The 19,042-nt window shown below is 29.9% G+C and carries 20 protein-coding genes; 10 read left to right on the forward strand and 10 right to left on the reverse strand.

Features of this window, described 5'->3' with window-relative positions:
• Position 1 precedes the first annotated feature (1 nt).
• The 5 genes from FBE96_RS01815 to FBE96_RS01835 are packed head-to-tail and all read left to right on the forward strand — an operon-like array spanning position 2 to position 4,450.
• Positions 2–937: a D-2-hydroxyacid dehydrogenase gene (locus tag FBE96_RS01815; protein WP_002905619.1), complete on the forward strand. Its 936-nt coding sequence runs from the start codon at positions 2–4 to the stop codon at positions 935–937.
• Positions 927–1,418: a YajQ family cyclic di-GMP-binding protein gene (locus FBE96_RS01820; RefSeq protein WP_002873362.1), complete on the forward strand. Its 492-nt coding sequence runs from the start codon at positions 927–929 to the stop codon at positions 1,416–1,418. Before FBE96_RS01815 ends, FBE96_RS01820 begins: the two co-directional genes overlap by 11 nt.
• Before the next feature lie 8 nt (positions 1,419–1,426).
• Positions 1,427–1,903: a hypothetical protein gene (locus tag FBE96_RS01825; protein WP_002905617.1), complete on the forward strand. Its 477-nt coding sequence runs from the start codon at positions 1,427–1,429 to the stop codon at positions 1,901–1,903.
• Positions 1,904–1,913: 10 nt separating this feature from the next.
• Positions 1,914–2,738: a hypothetical protein gene (locus tag FBE96_RS01830; protein WP_002905615.1), complete on the forward strand. Its 825-nt coding sequence runs from the start codon at positions 1,914–1,916 to the stop codon at positions 2,736–2,738.
• Entirely contained in the window at positions 2,738–4,450 is a 1,713-nt protein-coding gene (locus FBE96_RS01835; protein ID WP_002854291.1) for an ATP-binding protein, read from the forward strand. Before FBE96_RS01830 ends, FBE96_RS01835 begins: the two co-directional genes overlap by 1 nt.
• On the opposite strand, the gene FBE96_RS01840 is transcribed toward FBE96_RS01835, so the two are convergent.
• Genes FBE96_RS01840 through FBE96_RS01875 form a run of 8 tightly spaced genes read right to left on the reverse strand, consistent with a single transcriptional unit; the run spans position 4,415 to position 10,157 of the window.
• Positions 4,415–4,987, reverse strand: a complete 573-nt coding sequence (locus tag FBE96_RS01840; protein ID WP_002905612.1) for a sulfite oxidase heme-binding subunit YedZ — start codon at positions 4,985–4,987, stop codon at positions 4,415–4,417. The genes FBE96_RS01835 and FBE96_RS01840 overlap by 36 nt on opposite strands.
• Positions 4,987–5,880 (reverse strand): protein-methionine-sulfoxide reductase catalytic subunit MsrP, encoded by an 894-nt coding sequence (gene msrP, locus FBE96_RS01845; RefSeq protein ID WP_002872445.1) that lies wholly within the window; start codon positions 5,878–5,880, stop codon positions 4,987–4,989. Before msrP ends, FBE96_RS01840 begins: the two co-directional genes overlap by 1 nt.
• Before the next feature lie 55 nt (positions 5,881–5,935).
• Positions 5,936–6,721, reverse strand: coding sequence for a hypothetical protein (locus FBE96_RS01850; protein WP_002824766.1), 786 nt, complete (start codon positions 6,719–6,721; stop codon positions 5,936–5,938).
• A complete protein-coding gene (pyrF, locus tag FBE96_RS01855) occupies positions 6,718–7,557 on the reverse strand; it encodes an orotidine-5'-phosphate decarboxylase (RefSeq protein ID WP_002894559.1) in 840 nt (279 codons plus the stop codon). Before pyrF ends, FBE96_RS01850 begins: the two co-directional genes overlap by 4 nt.
• Positions 7,554–7,952 carry a transcription antitermination factor NusB gene (gene nusB, locus FBE96_RS01860; RefSeq protein ID WP_002789667.1) on the reverse strand — a complete coding sequence of 133 codons (399 nt, stop codon included), beginning with the start codon at positions 7,950–7,952 and terminating at the stop codon, positions 7,554–7,556. Before nusB ends, pyrF begins: the two co-directional genes overlap by 4 nt.
• Positions 7,952–8,416, reverse strand: coding sequence for a 6,7-dimethyl-8-ribityllumazine synthase (ribE, locus tag FBE96_RS01865; protein WP_002854278.1), 465 nt, complete (start codon positions 8,414–8,416; stop codon positions 7,952–7,954). Before ribE ends, nusB begins: the two co-directional genes overlap by 1 nt.
• Positions 8,413–9,228, reverse strand: a complete 816-nt coding sequence (gene kdsA / locus FBE96_RS01870) for a 3-deoxy-8-phosphooctulonate synthase (protein ID WP_002858652.1) — start codon at positions 9,226–9,228, stop codon at positions 8,413–8,415. The genes ribE and kdsA overlap by 4 nt, the downstream gene beginning before the upstream one ends.
• The gene (locus FBE96_RS01875) at positions 9,225–10,157 is read right to left on the reverse strand and encodes a DMT family transporter (protein WP_002865582.1); all 933 of its coding nucleotides are present in this window, start codon (positions 10,155–10,157) and stop codon (positions 9,225–9,227) included. Before FBE96_RS01875 ends, kdsA begins: the two co-directional genes overlap by 4 nt.
• A gap of 100 nt (positions 10,158–10,257) precedes the next feature.
• Here FBE96_RS01875 and der point away from each other — a divergent pair, with 100 nt between their 5' ends.
• Genes der through pflB form a run of 5 tightly spaced genes read left to right on the forward strand, consistent with a single transcriptional unit; the run spans position 10,258 to position 16,798 of the window.
• Positions 10,258–11,640: a ribosome biogenesis GTPase Der gene (gene der / locus FBE96_RS01880; RefSeq protein WP_002858744.1), complete on the forward strand. Its 1,383-nt coding sequence runs from the start codon at positions 10,258–10,260 to the stop codon at positions 11,638–11,640.
• A complete protein-coding gene (locus FBE96_RS01885; protein ID WP_002904001.1) occupies positions 11,627–12,124 on the forward strand; it encodes a shikimate kinase in 498 nt (165 codons plus the stop codon). Before der ends, FBE96_RS01885 begins: the two co-directional genes overlap by 14 nt.
• Positions 12,121–13,080 carry a tryptophan--tRNA ligase gene (trpS, locus tag FBE96_RS01890; protein WP_002854553.1) on the forward strand — a complete coding sequence of 320 codons (960 nt, stop codon included), beginning with the start codon at positions 12,121–12,123 and terminating at the stop codon, positions 13,078–13,080. The genes FBE96_RS01885 and trpS overlap by 4 nt, the downstream gene beginning before the upstream one ends.
• Before the next feature lie 10 nt (positions 13,081–13,090).
• Complete coding sequence (gene serS / locus FBE96_RS01895; RefSeq protein ID WP_002857478.1) at positions 13,091–14,326, forward strand: serine--tRNA ligase; 1,236 nt, start codon at positions 13,091–13,093, stop codon at positions 14,324–14,326.
• A 9-nt stretch (positions 14,327–14,335) separates the two neighbouring features.
• Complete coding sequence (gene pflB, locus FBE96_RS01900; protein WP_002854338.1) at positions 14,336–16,798, forward strand: motility protein PflB; 2,463 nt, start codon at positions 14,336–14,338, stop codon at positions 16,796–16,798.
• A gap of 30 nt (positions 16,799–16,828) precedes the next feature.
• Here pflB and FBE96_RS01905 read toward each other — a convergent pair whose 3' ends face one another.
• Both FBE96_RS01905 and pyk read right to left on the reverse strand, forming a co-directional pair.
• Entirely contained in the window at positions 16,829–17,464 is a 636-nt protein-coding gene (locus FBE96_RS01905) for a hypothetical protein (RefSeq protein WP_002859472.1), read from the reverse strand.
• Between the two features lie 97 nt (positions 17,465–17,561).
• Complete coding sequence (gene pyk, locus FBE96_RS01910; RefSeq protein ID WP_002857427.1) at positions 17,562–19,004, reverse strand: pyruvate kinase; 1,443 nt, start codon at positions 19,002–19,004, stop codon at positions 17,562–17,564.
• Positions 19,005–19,042 lie beyond the last annotated feature (38 nt).

Consider the following 19,042-nt stretch of genomic DNA (forward strand, 5'->3'; position numbering starts at 1 on the left):
AATGAAAATTGTTTGTTTAGATGCGGCAACTTTAGGGGATTATGATTTAAGTGTTTTTGAAAAATTTGGTTCTTTGCAAATTTATACCACAACAAATAAAGAGCAAACCATAGAGCGTTTAAAAGATGCTAATGTCGCCATGACAAACAAGGTTGTAATTGATAAAGATGTGATTGATGCTTGTAAAAATTTAAAACTCATTTTGGAAACTGCTACAGGGGTTAATAATATCGATATTGAGTATGCTAAAGAAAAAGGTATTATTGTAAAAAATGCTGCTGGGTATTCTACTATGAGTGTGGTGCAACATACTTTTGCATTTATGTTTGCTTTTTTAAATCAAGTGCTTTATTATGACAAATGGAGCAAAGAGGGTAAATGGTGTGAAAGTCCTATTTTTACAGATTATAGTAGAATTTTAAACACCTTAAGTGGTAAAAAACATGGTATTATAGGTTTAGGAACCATAGGTAAAGAAGTGGCAAAAATTTCAAAGGCTTTTGGAGCCGAAATTTATTATTATTCTACGAGTGGAGCTAATAAAAACGCAGATTTTGTACATTTGGAATTAAAAGATTTATTGAAAACTTGTGATATTATTAGTATCCACGCACCTTTAAATGAAAAAACTAAAAATTTACTCACCTTTGAAGAATTAAAGCTTTTAAAAGATAATGCGATTTTGATTAATGTAGGAAGAGGTGGGATTATCAATGAAAATGATTTAGCTAAAATCATAGATGAAAAAAATATTCGTGTAGGGCTTGATGTTTTAGAAATTGAACCTATGATGAAAAATCATCCGCTTTTAAGCATTAAAAATAAAGAAAATCTTATTATCACCCCTCATGTTGCATGGGCGAGTAAGGAAGCTTTAAATGCTTTAATGGATATAGTTTATAATAATTTAAAAGAATGGATAGAAAATGGCAAGTGAGCATAGTTTTGATATTTCAGCAGCTTTAGATAAGCAAGAATTAAAAAATGCTTTTGAACAAGCTAAAAAAGAACTTGATAGTCGTTATGACTTAAAAGGAATTAAGTGTGAGATTGATTTAAGCGAAAAAGAGAGTATTTTTAAACTCAGTTCTTCTAGTGAAGGAAAGCTTGATGTTTTAAAAGATATAGTGATTTCTAAACTTATCAAAAGAGGAATTAATCCTAATGCTATTAAAGAGCTTTCTCGTGAAAGTGGAGCAATGTTTCGTTTAAATTTGAAAGCAAACGATGCTATTGATAGTGAAAATGCTAAAAAAATCAATAAAGCTATCAAAGATAGCAAACTTAAAGTTAATTCTTCGATTCGTGGTGAAGAAATTCGTGTTGCAGCAAAACAAATCGATGATTTACAAGCTGTGATGAAGCTTGTAAAAGAGCTTGATTTAGAGTTAAATATCAGTTTTAAAAATCTCAAATAAGGTCAAATTTGAAGCATTGTTTAGCTCTGTGTTTTATTTTTTTTCTTTGTGCTTGTAGTGTGAAAAATCAAAATTTTTCGAGTCAAAGCTTGATGGTTTTGATTGCTTCTCCTATGATAAAAATCAATGACGCAGCTTTTTTAAAAAAAGAAAATAATGCTTTAAATTTAGAAGTTTATAAACTAGGGCAAGCTTTTTTTGAACTCAAAATCAAAGATAAAATTTGTATCAATGCAGTGTGTTATGATAAAAAAGTGTTTAATCAAAAATTTTTTAAAAATGTATATTATGATGATATTTTAAGTGATATTTTAAAGGCAAATGCTTTATGGCAGGGTAAAAATTTAGAAAAAACTGATTGTGGCTTTGAACAAAATTTAAAAGCAAAAAATTATGAAATTTTTTATCAAGTTTGTGATAATAAAGTAAGTTTTTTTGATAAAATTTCACATGCTAAAATTATCTTAACGCATATTCAAAATTAAAGGATAGAGTTTGAAATTTTTTTTACTGGTATTTTGCTTTGTAAATCTAGCTTTAGCGCAAGTTTATAAAGGTGAATTGTATTTTTATCATTTGCAGGATAAAGAAATTTTTGCCATAGTTTATGATAATGCGCCTATGACTCCACTTTTTGACAGGGATAAAAATCAAACAAGTTCTAGTTTTTTAATTATTGATGATATAAATGGAAATTTAGAGATTCCACTCGTTAAGATAAATGATTTTTGGCAAGATGAGCGTAAAAAATATAAAATCAATTCTTCTAAAATGCTTACATATGATAATAAAAATTTTCAAGGAGAAAATTTAGGAACAACTACTTTAGAACTTGTCGAAACGCAAGATGGCATTCGTATAAAGCGTAGTCTTGATTTTATAGGTTTTAATGATGATTTTAAAGAATTTCATCCTGTTCATAAGGGTGTATTTAGTTTTGAACAAATTCGCCAAAAACCTATTTTTTTACAAGATGGAAAAATTAGTTTTGAAGAATGGTATTATTTTTATGAAGATGGTATGAGCCGTGCTATTTTAGAGTTAAATAATTTTGTTTATGATATTAATGCTCACGCATTTGTAAAACTAAATGATTTGTATAATACTGAAAATCAAAAATTTCAAAATCTTTTACATGAGAAGCTTAAAAATACATGTGATGAGTGTTTTGAAGATCTGCAAAATTTACAATTTAATAATAATTTTTTGCTTAATAATGGAAAACTAAAAATTTGTTATCTACCTTTTGAAGGTCATTTTTTAGATGAAAATATTTGCGTAGAATTTAACGAAGATGAGCTTAAGGAATTTAAAAAATAATGGAAAAATTAAAAAATTTTTTAAGTTTGAAAAATATAGAAGATACTCAAATTTATAAAGAGCTTAAGTGTGCTAAAAATGAGGCTTTGATTCTTAGAGAACTTTGTAGAAATTATGTCGTTTCTATTTCTTCTATCAATGCCTTTACTTTATTATCGACAATTTTTGGAAATGATAAGTATCTTTATCTTGATGCTTTGGAGGATTTAAAAAAACTTATCGAAAGAGGTTTTGTAAATCAAAATTCGAGTTTTTTTAAAAGTTTAGAAAATAATAAAACTCAAACATTAACTCTTGCCTTATTGCAAAGTGAGCTTAGTCTAAGTGAATATTTTTTAGAATTTTTAGAAGCAAAACCTCGTTTAAATTTTGAGAAACAAGAGGCTTATGCAGATTATTTAGAATATTTAAAAGATGAATTTGCGCGTATTCAATTATACGAAAGATTAAGTTTTATACAAAAAAGTGCTTATAATAGTGAAATAAAAAATCAAATTAAACTTTATGAAAAACATATCAAAGAAAGACTAAAAAAAAGTAAATTTTATAATGTATTGGCTGATATTTTTAAAGAATACAATCTTGAACATAAAGAACAAATTATTTTTCTAGCACTTTTAAAAGAAGAATACGCCTTAAGTAATGAAAGTTCGATTTCTAGAGAAATGAATTCTTTACTTTCTTTAATCAGTGAAAATGATTTAGAAAGGCATAAAAATAAAAAATTATTACAAGAAAATGCTCCTCTTTTAAACTTAATCGAGTATGATGAATATTTAAATGCTTTTGGAGATATTTCTAAAAGTTTTTTTATTATCGATGAAATTTTACAAAGAATTATAAATTTTGAACCAAAACAAAGTAAAAAAATCAAAATTGAAAGTGTTTTAAAAGATCAAGATATTTTCGAGCTTATAGAACCAAGCACTGACATCAATGATATTATTATGCCTGAAAATACAAAAGAGCTTTTAGAAAATATTTTAAAACAACAAGATAAAAAAGTCCTAGAAAGACTTCATTCTTGGGGTATAAAGAGTAATAAAAATATAGAAGCTAAAATTATTTTTTATGGTCCTGCTGGTACTGGAAAAACTATGTCAGCTTTAGCTATGGCTAAATCAATGAAAAAATCTGTTCTTAGTTTTGACTGTTCTAAAATTTTGAGCAAATGGGTTGGAGAGAGTGAGCAAAATGTAAGAAAAATTTTTGATACTTATAAAAATATCGTGCAAACTTGTAAACAAAGTCCTATTTTACTTCTCAATGAAGCTGATCAGTTTTTAAGTACGCGTGTAGATGGAAGTAGTGGTAGCGATAAAATGCATAATCAAATGCAAAATATATTCTTAGAGCAAATTGAGCGTTTTAGTGGTGTGATTATCGCTACGACAAATTTTTTAGAAAGCTTAGATAGTGCATTTTCAAGAAGATTTGATTATAAGATAGAATTTAAAAAACCTGATTTTAAAGATAGGCTTAAAATTTGGGAAAAATTTCTACCTAAAAAAGCATTATTTGAAAAAGATTTTGATATAAATATTTTATCAAATTATGAATTAAGTGGAGCACAAATTTTAATGGTGGTGAAGAATACAGCTTTGAAAGTAGCTGTATCAAAAGATGGGGTTTTTAAAATGCAAGATTTTATAGAAAGCATACAAAAAGAATTAAATTCAAGTTTTGATAAAAGTAAGATTGTTGGATTTTAACTTTTTTAATGTTTTTGTATAGCGAACTATAAAATAAAACAAAGCTATAATTAAAGCACTCCATTCCCAAAACATAGGAATTTTTGGGGTTAAAAAATAATGATAACTTGCCAAAACTAAGCATAAATATCCTAGTTTTCTGATTTTACTAAGTTTTTTAAAGATTTTAAAAGAACTTAAAAGCATTAAAAATATGATTAAAAATGCGATAAATCCACTTGCTTCTAATAAACGATGTGAAATATCATCGAAAAGCCTTAAAATTTGAGCATTTCTATCAAAAATAAAATAATTTAAAAAGTGCAAAATCGCCCAAAAAGCTGCAAAAATACCTAAAATTTTAGGATAATTTTTTGTTTTTTTAAATTTAGGTAAAGAAAATAAAAGACTTAAATTTAAAAAGATTAAAGCAAATATTCCAGTGTAAATATAGGCTTCTTTTACAAAATCAAAGGCTTTTATGATATGATAAAAGCCATAGATTAAACTTATGATAAAGCTAAAATAAGCAAGAAATTTAAAGTATTTTGTCTGCATTAAAAATTCACTTTCAAGTCCATGTTTTTATATAAACTTGCCACTTCTTTTTCATATCCATTAAACATTAAAGTAGGTTTGGTAAAGAAGTCTCCTAAAGCCCTCTCGTTAGCTTGAGACCATCTAGGATGAGAAACATTAGGATTGACATTAGCATAAAAACCATATTCACTTGGAGCGTAACTTTCCCAAGTGGATTTAGGCTGTTCTTTGGTAAATTCTATTTTAACTATGGATTTAATACTTTTAAAGCCATATTTCCAAGGAACAACAAGGCGTATTGGAGCGCCATTTTGAGGCTTTAAGGCTTTTTTATACATTCCTACTGCAAGCAAGGTAAGAGGATGCATAGCTTCATCCATGCGAAGTCCTTCTACATAAGGATAGTCTATAGTTGGAAATAAAGCGTCTTGATCGGGAAATTGGCTCTTATCTAAAAGAGTGGTAAATTTAACAAATTTTGCCTCGCTTGTAGGTTTTGCCATTTCAATCAAACGACGCAATTCAAAGCCTACCCAAGGTACCACCATAGACCAAGTTTCAACACAGCGAAAACGATAAATTCTTTCTTCTAGTGGAAATTTTAAAATATCTTCCATGCTTAAAGTTAAAGGTTTTTCTATTTCTCCACTGATATCGATTTTCCAATTTTGAGTATTGAAATTTTGTGCCAATGATACAGCCTTTCTTTTATCTGTTGAAAATTCATAAAAATTGACATAATTTGTAGCCAGTTCTTCATCGCTGATTTCAAGTTTGTTTGGATTAGTATCGCTTGTGAAATTTAAAGCAGATAGTTTAGAAGCAAGCACGCTTGAACTTATTAAAGCACCCGCTCCAAGTTTTAAAAAATCTCTTCTTTTTTTATATAAATTCTCAGGAGTTATAATCATAATTTTTCCTTGTTAAAAATTTTTATTATTAAACTATAACAATGTTAATACAGGATTAATTTTGTGTGATTTTTTCAAGTTCTATATTGTAGAATATTTCTTCGCAAAATTCTTTATAGTGATTAAGTAGTTTAATTTTTGAAGTTTCTTGCATTAGAATTTTAAATTCTAATTTTTTTAATTTTCTAAGTTCATCCTTGAGCTCTTTATCTTTTGAAAACAATAAAAAATATTCTTTAAAGATGAGCTCATAAATTTCAAAAGTTCCATCGACAAGATAATTAATCGCTTTATCAAGATGCCGATTAGAGTCTTTAAAATTTAAAGGATTTAAAACCATGAAACAAAGATGAATCATGGCGAAGTGAAAATATTTAAGATGTTTTTCAGGTAAGGTGAACAAATCGCTTTTTTGAAAATTTTGAAGATTGTTAAAGTCAGAATTCAAGAAATGATAGCCAAAACAGTCATTGATATTTGAAATCAAATTTTTAATTTTTTGTTCTCCATCAAGTTTTTTTCTAAAGGCTACAAAATAAGCGAGAGCCTTGTAAAATATTTGAAAAAATTCAATATGTTTATTTTCTCTTAGACAAATAAGACTTAAATCTTTTGGAGAAGTGGAGTGCTCTTGCATATAATTATAAACTTTCAGGGAAATTTTATTTCTTACCTCAAGCAAGTAGCTCAAGTCTTTTTGTTTTAAAATTTGATAATAAAAAAATATAAAATCTTTAATTAAACCTTTATGATCTTTTTCAAATAATGAAATTTGAAAATCCACGCTAAGAAACTGATTGTAAAGATTAAAGTAATCGCATTCTAATTGTTGATAATTCAATATTTTATCCCACACTTAGCATAAAATTCTTTTAAAGCATGTTCTTTATCAGGCTGAGTTTTAATCCATTCTTCAAAGTGATTACACATATCCCATTCTTTTTGCTGAATTACTTCATAATTTTGCTCTATATCGTTTTCGCTTATATTTTTTCTGTGTATTTTGTTTAAAATTTTTTCACATACAGCCCTAGGATTTTCATTTTTATATATAGGCCTTCCCACAACGATATAATCACTCAAATTTTCTCTAGCCATTGCAAGATTAGCAACACGTTTTTGATCATCACTTGTTTCTCCAAAAGGACGAATTCCAGGAGTAAGGGTTAAGAAATTTGAACTTGTGTGCTCTTTAATTTTTTTACTTTCAAAAACAGAGCATACCATACCATCAAGTCCATTTTCATAGGATATTTTTGAAAAATTAATTACAGCTTCTTCGATTTTTTGTCTATAAATACTAAAGAAATTTTCTTCATCAAAACTCGTAAGAGCAGAAACTGCTAAAACTAAAGGTCTTTTTGAAAATTTGCTAAGCCGTGTCATAACTTCTTGCATGGCTATTTTTCCAGCACTTGCGTGGATATTGATCATATCAACACCAAGTTTTGATATTTCTTCGCAAGCATCTGCCATAGTGTTGGGAATATCATGAATTTTAAGATCAAGAAATATTTTAAAATCATCAACTTTTTTAAGTTCTTCTATGAATTTAAAGCCATCTCTTAAATATGCTCTTAAACCTACTTTTAACCATATGTCTAAATTTTTTAATTCTTTGGCAAGTTGCAAGCATTCTTCTTTTGTAGAAAGATCAAGTGCAACACAAAGCTTCATTTTTTAGCCTTTATTAAGGCATCTAAAACTCCATTTATAAATTTTGGAGAATTGTCATTGGCAAGTTCTTTGGCAAGTTCTATAGCCTCATTGATAACAATGGCGCTAGGAGTATCGGTAAAAAGTAACTCATAAGCTCCAAGTCTTAGTATAGCTCTTTCTATATGTCCTAAAGCTGTAATTTGATTATCATTTAGAAATGAATTTAAGGTTTCATCAATATTGTTTAAATTATCTAAAATTCCATGATATAAATTTAAAGTAAAATTTTTTTGTTCATTGCGTATTTTTTTTTCATCTAAAATTTCATCTACAAAAACGTTGTTTTGAGAATTTAATTCAAAAGCATAAAGTAAGGAGATGACGCTTTGGCGAACTTGATGACGCGTTGCCATTAAAGCTCCTTGCTTAAATTTAACATCTCGATTACAGTTGTCATAGCTTCAAAGCCTTTATTACCTGCCTTGCTTCCAGCTCTTTCTATGGCTTGTTCTATTGTATCTGTAGTTAAAACACCAAAGCTTACAGGGATATTATGATTTAAACTCACATTGGCTATGCCTTTGGTGGTTTCTGCTGAAACATAGTCAAAATGCGGAGTTGAGCCACGAATTACTGCACCTACGCAACAAATTGCATCAAATTTTTTGCTTTCTATAGCTTTTTTTAATGCATACGGAAGCTCAAAAGCACCAGGAACAAGTATAAGGCTTAGATTTTCCTCTTTGCCCCCGTGTCTTAAAAAAGCATCTTTTGCTCCTTCTACAAGGCGATCTGTGATGATATGATTAAATCTTGCATTAATGATAGCAATTTTTGTATTTGAGTCTAAATTTAATTTTCCTTCAATAATATTCATTTGTTTTCCTTTATGATATTTTGTATTTCTAGTAATGTATTAACGCAATTTTTAAGGCGTGTAAGATTAAGCATATTAGGTCCATCGCATAAAGCCTCGCAAGGATTAATATGTGTTTCAAAGAAAAAGCCATCTATGCCTACGGCTGCTGCCGCTCTTGCTAAAGGTTCTACAAATTCGCTTTTCCCTCCGCTACTTCCACCTGCAGCCCCTGGCATTTGTACGCTATGGGTAGCATCAAAAATAACTGGAGCAAATTCACGCATGATAACTAAAGAACGCATATCTACTACTAAATTTCCATAGCCAAAGCTAGCCCCTCTTTCAGCTACAAAAACACCATTTCTTTGAGCAGCTTCATAGCCTTCATCTTCTATACCACGGGTTTGTAGAACTTTTTTAACGCTGTATTTGATATCGCTTGGGTTTAAAAATTGTCCTTTTTTGATATTAATTTTTGCCTTAGTTTTTGCTGCGGCTACAAGTAAATCGGTTTGACGACATAAAAAAGCAGGAATTTGCAAGACATCAGCTACTTCACTTACAGGGTTTGCTTGATTGCTTTCGTGTATATCGGTTAAGATTTTCATACCAAATTCATCTTTTACGCTTTGTAAAATTTTTAATCCTTCTTCAAGACCAGGACCTCGAAAAGAATTAATACTTGTGCGATTGGCCTTATCAAAACTTGATTTGAAATAAAATTCTATATTTGGATTTTCATTAAAATTTTTTAACTGTTCAGCAACTTTAAAAATCAAATCTTTGCTTTCTATCACGCAAGGACCAGCAATGAGTATCATTTTTTTCATTTTTTTCCTTTGTTCTTAACTAAAATTAATCCACCAAAAATAATGCCTATTATACCTAAAAAAACCATAGTGCTTGGTAAATTATCTCCCAAAATTATCCCAACTATCATACTAAATACTACATCAAGATAACTAACTCCGGCAACCACTCCTGCTTGTTTAGCGATACCATAAGCTTTAGTGACATGAATTTGATAAATGGTGCCTAAAGTTCCCATAATGGCAATGATAAGCCAAGCTGTAAGACTTGGCATCACAAAAGGTGCTAGAATGAAATCTAAATGTAAAGAATCAAGATGCTGTGGTTCAAAAAATTCAGCACTGATCATAGAAATTAAAGGCATTAAGGTTCCTAAAAGGATAAAAGAAAAGGCAATTTGTTCTGTAGTGTAAGATTTTCTAAGTTCTCTTACACTTGTAAGAGCTAAAGCGGCTAAAAATCCACTCGTGATACCTATAACTGAATTTTTTAAATCAAAGCCTGAATGATTTAAATTATGAGCCCAAGGCTGAGCGATTAAAAGCACTCCACCAAATGCTATTAAAATTCCTATCCAGCCTTTGATGCCAATATTTTCTTTAAAAACAACAAAAGCTATTAAAGTAATAAAAATAGGAGCAGTTTTTTGAAAAGCAAAAGCTCCACCTAGTGTAATATTTGAAACATTATAGAAAAACATATATAGTGAAAGCGTGCCTACTACTCCACGAAATACCAAGAGCCAAAAATATCCCCCTTCTTTATGTGCCTTAGATCGTTTTAAAAGATAGACTATGAAAAAAATTCCTATGATATTTCTAAAAAACATAATTTCTATAGAACTCATTTCCTTGCTAAGAATTTTTGCACAAGCTCCCATAAGTGCAAAATCCAAACATGCTAAAATCATGAAATAAATTCCTAAATTATGCTTGATTACTTTTAGCATTTTTTTTCCTTGACTAAAATCTGGGTTAATTCTAGTCTTTTTTGCTTAATATTAAGCCAAATTTTATATAATTTTAAAAATATAATTTTCTAGGAAAAAAATGCAAAGCATTATACTTATAGGTAAGCCAAATGTGGGAAAATCAAGCCTTTTTAATAGAATGGCAAGACAAAGAATAGCTATTACAAGTGATATTTCAGGCACAACTAGAGATACAAATAAAACGCAAATTCATATTCATTCAAAAAAAGCCATGCTTATTGATAGTGGAGGGCTTGATGAAAGTGATGAACTTTTTAAAAATGTGAAAAAAAACACTTTAAAAGTAGCTAAAGAAAGCGATATCATACTTTATCTAGTTGATGGGAAATTAGCGCCTGATGATGAGGATAGACAGTTTTTTTATTCTTTAAAAAAACTTGGAAAACCTATAGCCTTAGTGATTAATAAAGTAGATAATAAAAAAGATGAAGAAAGGGCTTGGGAGTTTGCAAATTTTGGCGTAAAGGAAATCTTTAATCTTTCAGTAACCCATAATGTAGGCTTAGATGAACTTTATGAATGGCTTGAAAAATTTTTACATGAAGAGTTTTTAATCCCCGATGAAGAAGAAAATTTAGAAGATTTTTTAGAGTATTATGAAGAAGGAAAAGAATTTCAATTTAAAGAAGTCGATCAAAATCATATCAGAGTGGGTATTGTAGGGCGTGTAAATGTTGGAAAATCAAGTCTTTTAAATGCTTTGGTTAAACAAGAACGCAGTGTTGTAAGTTCTATTGCAGGAACTACTATAGATCCTGTTAATGAAAGTGTAGTTCATAAAGATAAAGTGATAGAATTTGTTGATACTGCAGGTATTAGAAAAAGGGGTAAAATTCAAGGACTCGAACGCTTTGCCCTAAATCGCACGGAAAAAATTTTATCTCATTCTCAAATAGCACTTTTGGTTTTAGATGCGCATGAGGGCTTTAACGAGCTTGATGAACGCATTGCTGGGCTTGTGGCTAAGCATTATTTGGGTGTGATTATTGTTTTAAATAAATGGGATAAAAGTGAGATGGATTTTGATAAGACTGTAAAAGAATTGCGTCTTGATCGTTTTAAATTTCTAGCTTACGCACCCGTGATTAGCGTATCAGCTTTAAGTGGAAAAAGGGTGCATGTTTTACTCGATAAAATTTTGCAAATTTTTGAAAATTTCACTCAAAAAATCCAAACTTCTAAGCTTAATACCTTGATAGAAAATGCCACAAGAGCACATCCTTTGCCGCATGATTATGGGAAATTGGTTAAAATTTATTATGCAGTACAATATGACTTAGCACCGCCAAAAATTGCACTTATTATGAATCGTCCTAAGGCCTTGCATTTTAGCTATAAGCGTTATTTACAAAATCAAATCAGAAAAGAATTTAATTTTGAAGGTGTGCCTTTAGTGATTGCTTCGCGTAAAAAGGGCAGTAAAGAAAATGATGAAAGCTAAAAATATCGTTTTTATAGGATTTATGGGTTCTGGAAAAAGCACTTTAGCAAGAGCTTTAGCTAAGGATTTAGATCTTGTTTTTTTAGATAGTGATTTTTTAATAGAACAAAAATTTAATCAAAAAGTCAGTGAAATTTTTGAACAAAAAAGGGAAAATTTTTTTAGAGAACAAGAGCAAAAAATGGCTGATTTTTTTAGTTCTTGTGAGAAAGCTTGTATTGCTACAGGTGGGGGTTTTGTTAATGTTTCAAATTTAGAAAAAGCAGGTTTTTGTATTTATTTAAAAGCAGATTTTGAATATTTAAAAAAGCGTTTAGACAAAGATGAAATTTCTAAAAGACCTTTATTTTATGATGAAATTAAAGCAAAAAAATTATATAATGAGCGTTTAAGCAAGTATGAACAAAAGGCAAATTTTATTTTAAATATAGAAAATAAAAATATAGATGAGCTTTTAAGCGAGATTAAAAAGGTGATAAAATGAGAGTATTAACAGGCCTTCAGCCAAGTGGCGATTTGCATATAGGTAATTATTTTGGTGCGATTAAGCAAATGGTAGATGCACAAGAAAAAAGCCAAATGTTTATGTTTATTGCTAATTATCATGCCATGACTTCTTCTCAAGATGGAGAAAAACTTAAACAAAATTCCTTAAAAGCTGCTGCGGCTTTTTTAAGCCTTGGTATAGATCCTCAAAAAAGCGTTTTTTGGTTGCAAAGTGATGTTAAGGAAGTTATGGAGCTTTATTGGATTTTATCGCAATTTACTCCTATGGGTTTATTAGAGCGTGCGCATAGTTATAAGGATAAAGTTGCTAAGGGGCTTAGTGCTTCACATGGGCTTTTTTCTTATCCTGTTTTAATGGCAGCTGATATTTTGCTTTTTGATACACAAATTGTCCCTGTAGGAAAAGATCAAATCCAGCATGTTGAAATCGCACGCGATATTGCTTTAAAAGTTAATAATGAATGGGGTGAAATTTTTACCCTTCCAGAGGCTAAAGTTAATGAAGAAGTAGCTGTAGTTGTAGGCACTGATGGGGCAAAAATGAGTAAATCTTATCAAAATACTATAGATATTTTTAGCAGTGAAAAAACCTTAAAAAAACAAATTTCTTCCATAGTTACAGATAGCACCGCTTTAGAAGATCCAAAAGATTTTAAAAACTGCAATGTTTTTAAAATCGCAAAGCTTTTTTTAGATGAAGCAGGGCAAAAAGAATTACAAATACGCTATGAAAAAGGTGGCGAGGGTTATGGACATTTTAAAATGTATTTAAATGAACTTGCAAATGCTTATTTTAAAGAAGCAAGAGAAAAATATAATGAGCTTTTAGAAAAGCCTTCGCATTTGAAAGAAATTTTAGATTTTGGTGCGACAAAAGCAAGAAAAATCGCCCAAGAAAAAATGCAAAAAATTTATGAAAAAATCGGACTTTAAGGAGTAGAAAATGTTAGATTTAAAAAATTTGCAAAATAATTTTGATGAAGTGGCTAAAAAGTTAAAAAATAAAAAAGTTGATGAAAATATCTTAAAAAAACTTGCTGAACTTTTTGCAAGTTTAAAAAAAGAAAAAACAGCTTTAGAAGAATTTCAAGCTTTTCAAAATAAATTCAGTAAAGAGCTTGCTACAGCCGAAGATAAAGAAAGTTTAAAAGCAAAATTAAGTGAAAATAAAAGCAAAATTAATGAGCAAAGCGCTAAAGTAAATGTTTTAGAAAATGAGCTTGAAGAAATCGCTCATGCCATCCCAAATATCCCTGATGAATGTGTGCCTGTGGGTGAAGATGAAGATGAAAATGTGGAACTTAAAAAAGTTTTAAATCCACCTAGCTTTGATTTTACTCCAAAAGAACATTTTGAATTAGGCGAGAGTTTAAATTGGTTTGATTTTATGCGTGGGGTAAAAATTTCACAAAGTCGTTTTTGTGTGCTTAAAAATGAAGGAGCTTTATTAAGCCGTGCTTTGGTAAATTATATGATAGATTTTAATAGAAGTCGTGGATTTGAATTTGTTAATGTACCTTTTTTGGTAAATGGTGCTACTATGTTTGGGACGGGTCAGTTGCCAAAATTTAAAGAAGATATGTATAAGGTAGATGATGAGGATTTGTATTTAATCTCAACTTCTGAAATTCCAGTAACCAATCTTTACAGCGGGGAAATTTTAGCTAGTGAAACTTTACCTATAAAAATGACTTGTTATAGCGCTTGTTTTAGAAAAGAAGCAGGCAGTGCAGGGCGTGATACAAGAGGTATTATAAGACAACACCAGTTTGAAAAAGTAGAGCTTGTAAGTATTGCTAAACCTGAGCAAAGTGATAGCGTGTTTAATGAAATGCTTGAGTGTGCAAGTGATTTACTGAGTTCTTTAGGTTTAGCGCATAGACATTTGATGCTTTGCACCGGAGATTTGGGTTTTAGTGCGGCAAAAACTGTAGATCTTGAAGTGTGGCTTCCAGGACAAAATAAATATCGTGAGATCAGCTCGGTTTCAAATTGTCGTGATTTTCAAGCAAGACGCGCTAAAATTCGCTATAAAAACGAACAAGGAAAAAATGAACTTGTTCACACTCTTAATGGCTCATCTTTGGCAGTAGGAAGAACCTTGGTAGCGATTATGGAAAATTATCAAGATAAAGAAGGAAAAATTCATATTCCTGATGTTTTGAAAAAATATTTTTAAAGAGTATAGATGGCTGAACAAGAAGATATAATACTAGAAAAACCCGAAGATGGCTTAAATCAACCAAGACTTGATGAGAGTTTAGAGGGATTTAAAGGGCAAGAGGGGCAAGCTCCAGAAGATGAAGAATTTGCATCATTGCCAGAAGAATTACCTCAAGAAAATAGTGAAAGTGGTTTTAAATTTACAAGAGAAAGTGCGCCTGAAGATGTATCAACTTTTGAAGAAGTTGAAAGTCAAGAGCCTACGCCTTGGTATAAAGATCGTAAGTTTATGTCTCTTGTAGGTTTATCTTTGGGGATTATTTGTATTTTAGTTTTTACGCTTTTTTATTTAACTTTTAGTGAAGGAAAAATTAAACCAGATATTATAGCTTCTAAGCCTTTAGAACAACCTGTTGTTATGCCTGATGAATCATATAAATACAATGATATGCAAAGAATTGATGGTATGATCCAAAAAGCAAATGCTTTATATTTAAAGGGTGAGGTTGAACAGGCTTTAAAAGTTTATGAGCAAGTTGCCGTATATAATGAATCTTTATCTAATTATAATTTAGGCGTTTCTCAAATGAATGAGAATAAATTCCAAGAAGCTTTTGAAAGCTTCAAGAAAGCTATAGCCAATGGAGAAAATCAAAGTGTAGCTGCTATCAATGCTGCTGTTTGTGCTTTAAAGCTTAATGATAAGGAAAAATTTAGATATTATATTGATTTAGCTCAAGTGTATCTTCCAAAAGAAGGAAAATCAAAATTATATGATTATTATTTAAGCTTGATTAATTATTACAAAGGATATTACCCTGAGGCTTTACAAATGTTACAAAGAACAGATATGGAGCCGTATTCTGATGTTGCAAAGTATTTGTCTGCTAAAATTTATGCAAAAATGGACTTTGATTCCAAGGCTATACAGCAATTAAATTCTCAAGGCAATTTTGAATCTAGTTTATCTTTAGGTCTTTTATACGCTAGAATAGGAGAATATGCTAAAGCTAAAGTCGCTTTAAGTACAGCGATGAAAATTGAAAGAGATTTTAATCAGAGTTTGGCGGCTTTAACATTGGTTGATATTAAAACAGGAAATTATCAAGATATGTTAGCGCGCTTACAAAATTCTTATGATAATGATAAAGATAGATATAAGATTTTAGATGCTTATAAAATTCAAGTTCGTTTAAATAAGGATCTTTTTAATATAGCAGTTGCTCAAAATTCTTTTTCAAAAGATTTGTTAAAAAAACAAAAAGATCAATTCGATTTGCTTTTTTATTTTGCGCCTTATCAAGTTTTTGATAGTAAGCAGGCTGCTTTATATATTAAAAAAGCTAATGTTACAGATTTCGTTGATGATAGTGCTGATGCGGGAGTTTATCTTAATACAAGCAAGGCTCTTTCATCTACCAATGTAAAAATTGCCAATATTATTAACTATGCATTAAATCAGAAGTTACGCCTTGCTAACCAAGAATTTCAAAAACTTATCAAGGATTATCCAGAACATAGTATTTTACATTATAATTTGGCTTTAACTTATGCCCAAATGCAAAATTATGAACTTGCTTATAAGCATTTTTCAAGTTCATATCATCTTAATCCTAAAAATTACTTAGCAGGTGCTTTTGCTATGTTTTGTGCAAAATTAATTGATATTGATACAACTAAACTTTACAATGAAATTCTTGATAATATAGCTGCTGATTCTAATTTTAAAGCTAATATGCAAAAAAGTATGTTGTTTTTAGTTAATAATAATTATATTTCTATGCTTCCTTATTTAGATGAAACAAAAAAAGACACGCCTTTGAGTTTGATTTTTGAAGCTATTGTTGCTAAAAATAATAACCTTAATAATCAAGTAGATGTGAAAATTGCTAAATTGCGTTCAGAGTTGCCTGAAGATATTTTGGCAAATATTTTGTATTTTAATTCTTTAAATTCAAATTTAAATATTAAAGAATATGCTCAAAATGCTCAAATTCATTTTAAAAATTTAAAACTTGATTATCGTAGTGTTTTTGGTGGGCCAAATATAGCTAGGGAATTTTATGTTAATTTAATGCATATTGCAGGGCTTTTAAATTTAGAAAGACAGAAAATTAAAGAGTTGATTAATGTTTCAGGAGCAAAAGATGAGGGTATTTTACAAACTTTAGCTTATTTGGATATTTTTGCACAGCAATACGAGGAGGCTTATGCGCTTTATAATTCTTTGATTGATGATTATGGAGCTAAAGATACTAAAACTTTATTTTTAGCAGCCGTAGCAGCCATAGGTGCAAATAATCCAAATTCAGCTATAGCGCTTTTGCAGCTTTCTAAACTTACAGATAAAAATAACAAAGAAAGTAAAGCAGCTCTTGGTATGTTGTATCAAGAAGTAAAGAACTATGAAGCTGCAATATCTCAGTATAAAACTTTACCTAATAATTTTAAGAGTGAATTTTTTACTTTTGATATTAATAACAACTAAAAATGCTTAGAAATTTCTAAGCATTTTTAGTTAAGCTTGAAGATCTAGAGTTTTTCCGCCTAGTTCATCAATGCGATCGCTAACTTTTTTAAGTGCCGCATCTATTGTATTTTGACTGATTTGAGGAAGTTCTCCACCCCACATTTTTTCTGCTTGCTCAAATCCTTTTTTCATACCTTCAAGACCTTTTTTCAATTTTTCAACATCGTCGCCACCGCCTTTAATAACAAAATCCGCGATGCGATTGGCTGTATTTTCCACTCCAAAAAAACCATCTTCACTTACAAGTTGTTGAAGTTCATCTGTATTCATATCAAGTGGATTTTTGCCACTGTAGCCTAAGGATGCAAAATCAATATTTGTAAGTATAGATTTCGCAGTATCTAAATTGGCACCATTTAAAAGACTATCTAGTCCAGTTTGGGCATTGCTCGAACCTATTACAGCATTCATTGTTTGCTGTTGAAACTGAACTAGGTAAATTTGTGTAATGCCCTTTCCACCAAGTGCATTTAATTTTTCAAGGGTATTTTTATCTACATCCTTGCTAGAATTAGCACTTTGAACATTTTTGTCTTTTGTGTTTTCCTTAGCATCATCTGCCTTCTTATTGCTAACTTGTGTTTGTGCCATGCTAGCGATATTTGAAAAAGTATTCACTTGCATATTTGCTCCTTTGTGTGAGGCTTTGATTTATATCGACTTTTGACTTAAAAAATTTATAAGGACATTAAATTCCTTATTTTCAAAGGAATTTAATGTTTTATTGTAGATAATAAGCAATTTGCTCTTTATTGAGAATGCGGATAAGATTGCTAGTACCTTCTACTCCTGTTGGAAAGCCTGCAGTTAGAAGATAGCATTTATCTTCATCCATAAAACCTTTTTCAACACTTGATCTTACAGAGTCTTTTAATAATTCTGTAAGTTCATTACTTTTATTAACCAAGATTGCAGGATTAACTCCCCAAACTATACTTAAAGAGTTTAAGGTTTTTTCAGAATGCCCTACTGCTATGATTTCTATATTTGGACGATATCTCGCAATCTTAATAGCAGATTTTCCGCTACTTGTTAAAGAAAAAATAGCATCAGCGTTAAGATCTGTTGCAAGATGAGCTGAAGAACGCATGATTTTATCTGTATTGTCTAAATCATTAAAATCATTAAATTTGTTATATGGATAGCGTTTTTCTGTTTCTATTATAGTTTGGCACATTATACCAACAGCGTTTGCAGGATCTATACCAACGGCACTTTCTTCACTTAGCATTACTGCATCTGTTCCATCTAAAACAGCATTTGCAACATCTGAAATTTCAGCCCTTGTGGCGGTTTTGCTTTTGGCTAATGAAAAAAGCATCTGAGTCGCAGTAATAACAGGCTTAGAGGCATTGTTTGCTTTTTGTATGATTTCTTTTTGGATATTAGGAACTTTATAATAAGGCACCTCAATACCTAAATCTCCTCTTGCAACCATTATACCATCGCTAGATTTAATAATTTCATCAATATTTTCTACTGCATCAAATTTTTCAATTTTTGCAAAAATAGATATTTTTGCGTTATTTTGTGCTAAAATTTCACGAACTTCATCAATATCGTGCGCATTTTGTACGAAAGATATTGCTAAAAAATCTACTTCATTTTTTATACCCCAAAGTAAATCATTTTTATCTTTTTGTGTAATAACATCAATATTGATTTTAGTATTCGGAAAATTAATACCTTTATTTGAGTTTAAAAAACCATCATTTTCTATAATGGTTTCAATTTTTTGATCATCTATGTTTACTACTTTAGCACGAATTGATCCATCATATAGATAAATATATTCATCAATTTTTAACATATCTAAAATAGATTTTTGATTAATACTGATTTTATAATGATTTTGAGCAATCTTCTCCCCTAAAATTGTTTCACGATAAAAATCAAGTCTATCACCCTTTTTTAATTCAAATGGTTCTTTAAGTTCACCTGTACGAATTTTAGGACCACTAATGTCTTGTAAAATTCCAATACGAATATGCAATTCTTTAGCTACTTTTCTTATGGTATCTAAGTTTTTTTTATGATACTCATGTGTTCCATGAGAAAAGTTTAAACGGAAAACATTTACACCATTGATAATCATTTGGCGTAGAATTTCTTCCTTTTCACTTGCTGGACCTACTGTGGCTACAATTTTTGTTTTTTTAAGCATGGTAAACTCCTTTTGAAATTATTGTAGCTAAAAATAGA

Origin of the sequence: Campylobacter sp. CFSAN093241, from assembly GCF_012889595.1 — a bacterium.
Taxonomy (GTDB): domain Bacteria; phylum Campylobacterota; class Campylobacteria; order Campylobacterales; family Campylobacteraceae; genus Campylobacter_D; species Campylobacter_D jejuni.

Excerpts from the sequence above, each read along its gene's own strand:
- FBE96_RS01840 (WP_002905612.1), bottom strand. The coding sequence starts at position 4,987 with ATGCAGACAAAATACTTTAAATTTCTTGCTTATTTTAGCTTTATCATA.
- kdsA (WP_002858652.1), bottom strand. The coding sequence starts at position 9,228 with ATGAAAAAAATGATACTCATTGCTGGTCCTTGCGTGATAGAAAGCAAA.
- der (WP_002858744.1), top strand. The coding sequence starts at position 10,258 with ATGCAAAGCATTATACTTATAGGTAAGCCAAATGTGGGAAAATCAAGC.
- pyk (WP_002857427.1), bottom strand. The coding sequence starts at position 19,004 with ATGCTTAAAAAAACAAAAATTGTAGCCACAGTAGGTCCAGCAAGTGAA.
- pyrF (WP_002894559.1), bottom strand. The coding sequence starts at position 7,557 with ATGAAGCTTTGTGTTGCACTTGATCTTTCTACAAAAGAAGAATGCTTG.
- FBE96_RS01875 (WP_002865582.1), bottom strand. The coding sequence starts at position 10,157 with ATGCTAAAAGTAATCAAGCATAATTTAGGAATTTATTTCATGATTTTA.
- msrP (WP_002872445.1), bottom strand. The coding sequence starts at position 5,880 with ATGATTATAACTCCTGAGAATTTATATAAAAAAAGAAGAGATTTTTTA.
- FBE96_RS01835 (WP_002854291.1), top strand. The coding sequence starts at position 2,738 with ATGGAAAAATTAAAAAATTTTTTAAGTTTGAAAAATATAGAAGATACT.
- FBE96_RS01820 (WP_002873362.1), top strand. The coding sequence starts at position 927 with ATGGCAAGTGAGCATAGTTTTGATATTTCAGCAGCTTTAGATAAGCAA.
- FBE96_RS01885 (WP_002904001.1), top strand. The coding sequence starts at position 11,627 with ATGATGAAAGCTAAAAATATCGTTTTTATAGGATTTATGGGTTCTGGA.
- FBE96_RS01815 (WP_002905619.1), top strand. The coding sequence starts at position 2 with ATGAAAATTGTTTGTTTAGATGCGGCAACTTTAGGGGATTATGATTTA.
- FBE96_RS01905 (WP_002859472.1), bottom strand. The coding sequence starts at position 17,464 with ATGCAAGTGAATACTTTTTCAAATATCGCTAGCATGGCACAAACACAA.
- serS (WP_002857478.1), top strand. The coding sequence starts at position 13,091 with ATGTTAGATTTAAAAAATTTGCAAAATAATTTTGATGAAGTGGCTAAA.
- nusB (WP_002789667.1), bottom strand. The coding sequence starts at position 7,952 with ATGGCAACGCGTCATCAAGTTCGCCAAAGCGTCATCTCCTTACTTTAT.
- ribE (WP_002854278.1), bottom strand. The coding sequence starts at position 8,416 with ATGAATATTATTGAAGGAAAATTAAATTTAGACTCAAATACAAAAATT.
- pflB (WP_002854338.1), top strand. The coding sequence starts at position 14,336 with ATGGCTGAACAAGAAGATATAATACTAGAAAAACCCGAAGATGGCTTA.
- trpS (WP_002854553.1), top strand. The coding sequence starts at position 12,121 with ATGAGAGTATTAACAGGCCTTCAGCCAAGTGGCGATTTGCATATAGGT.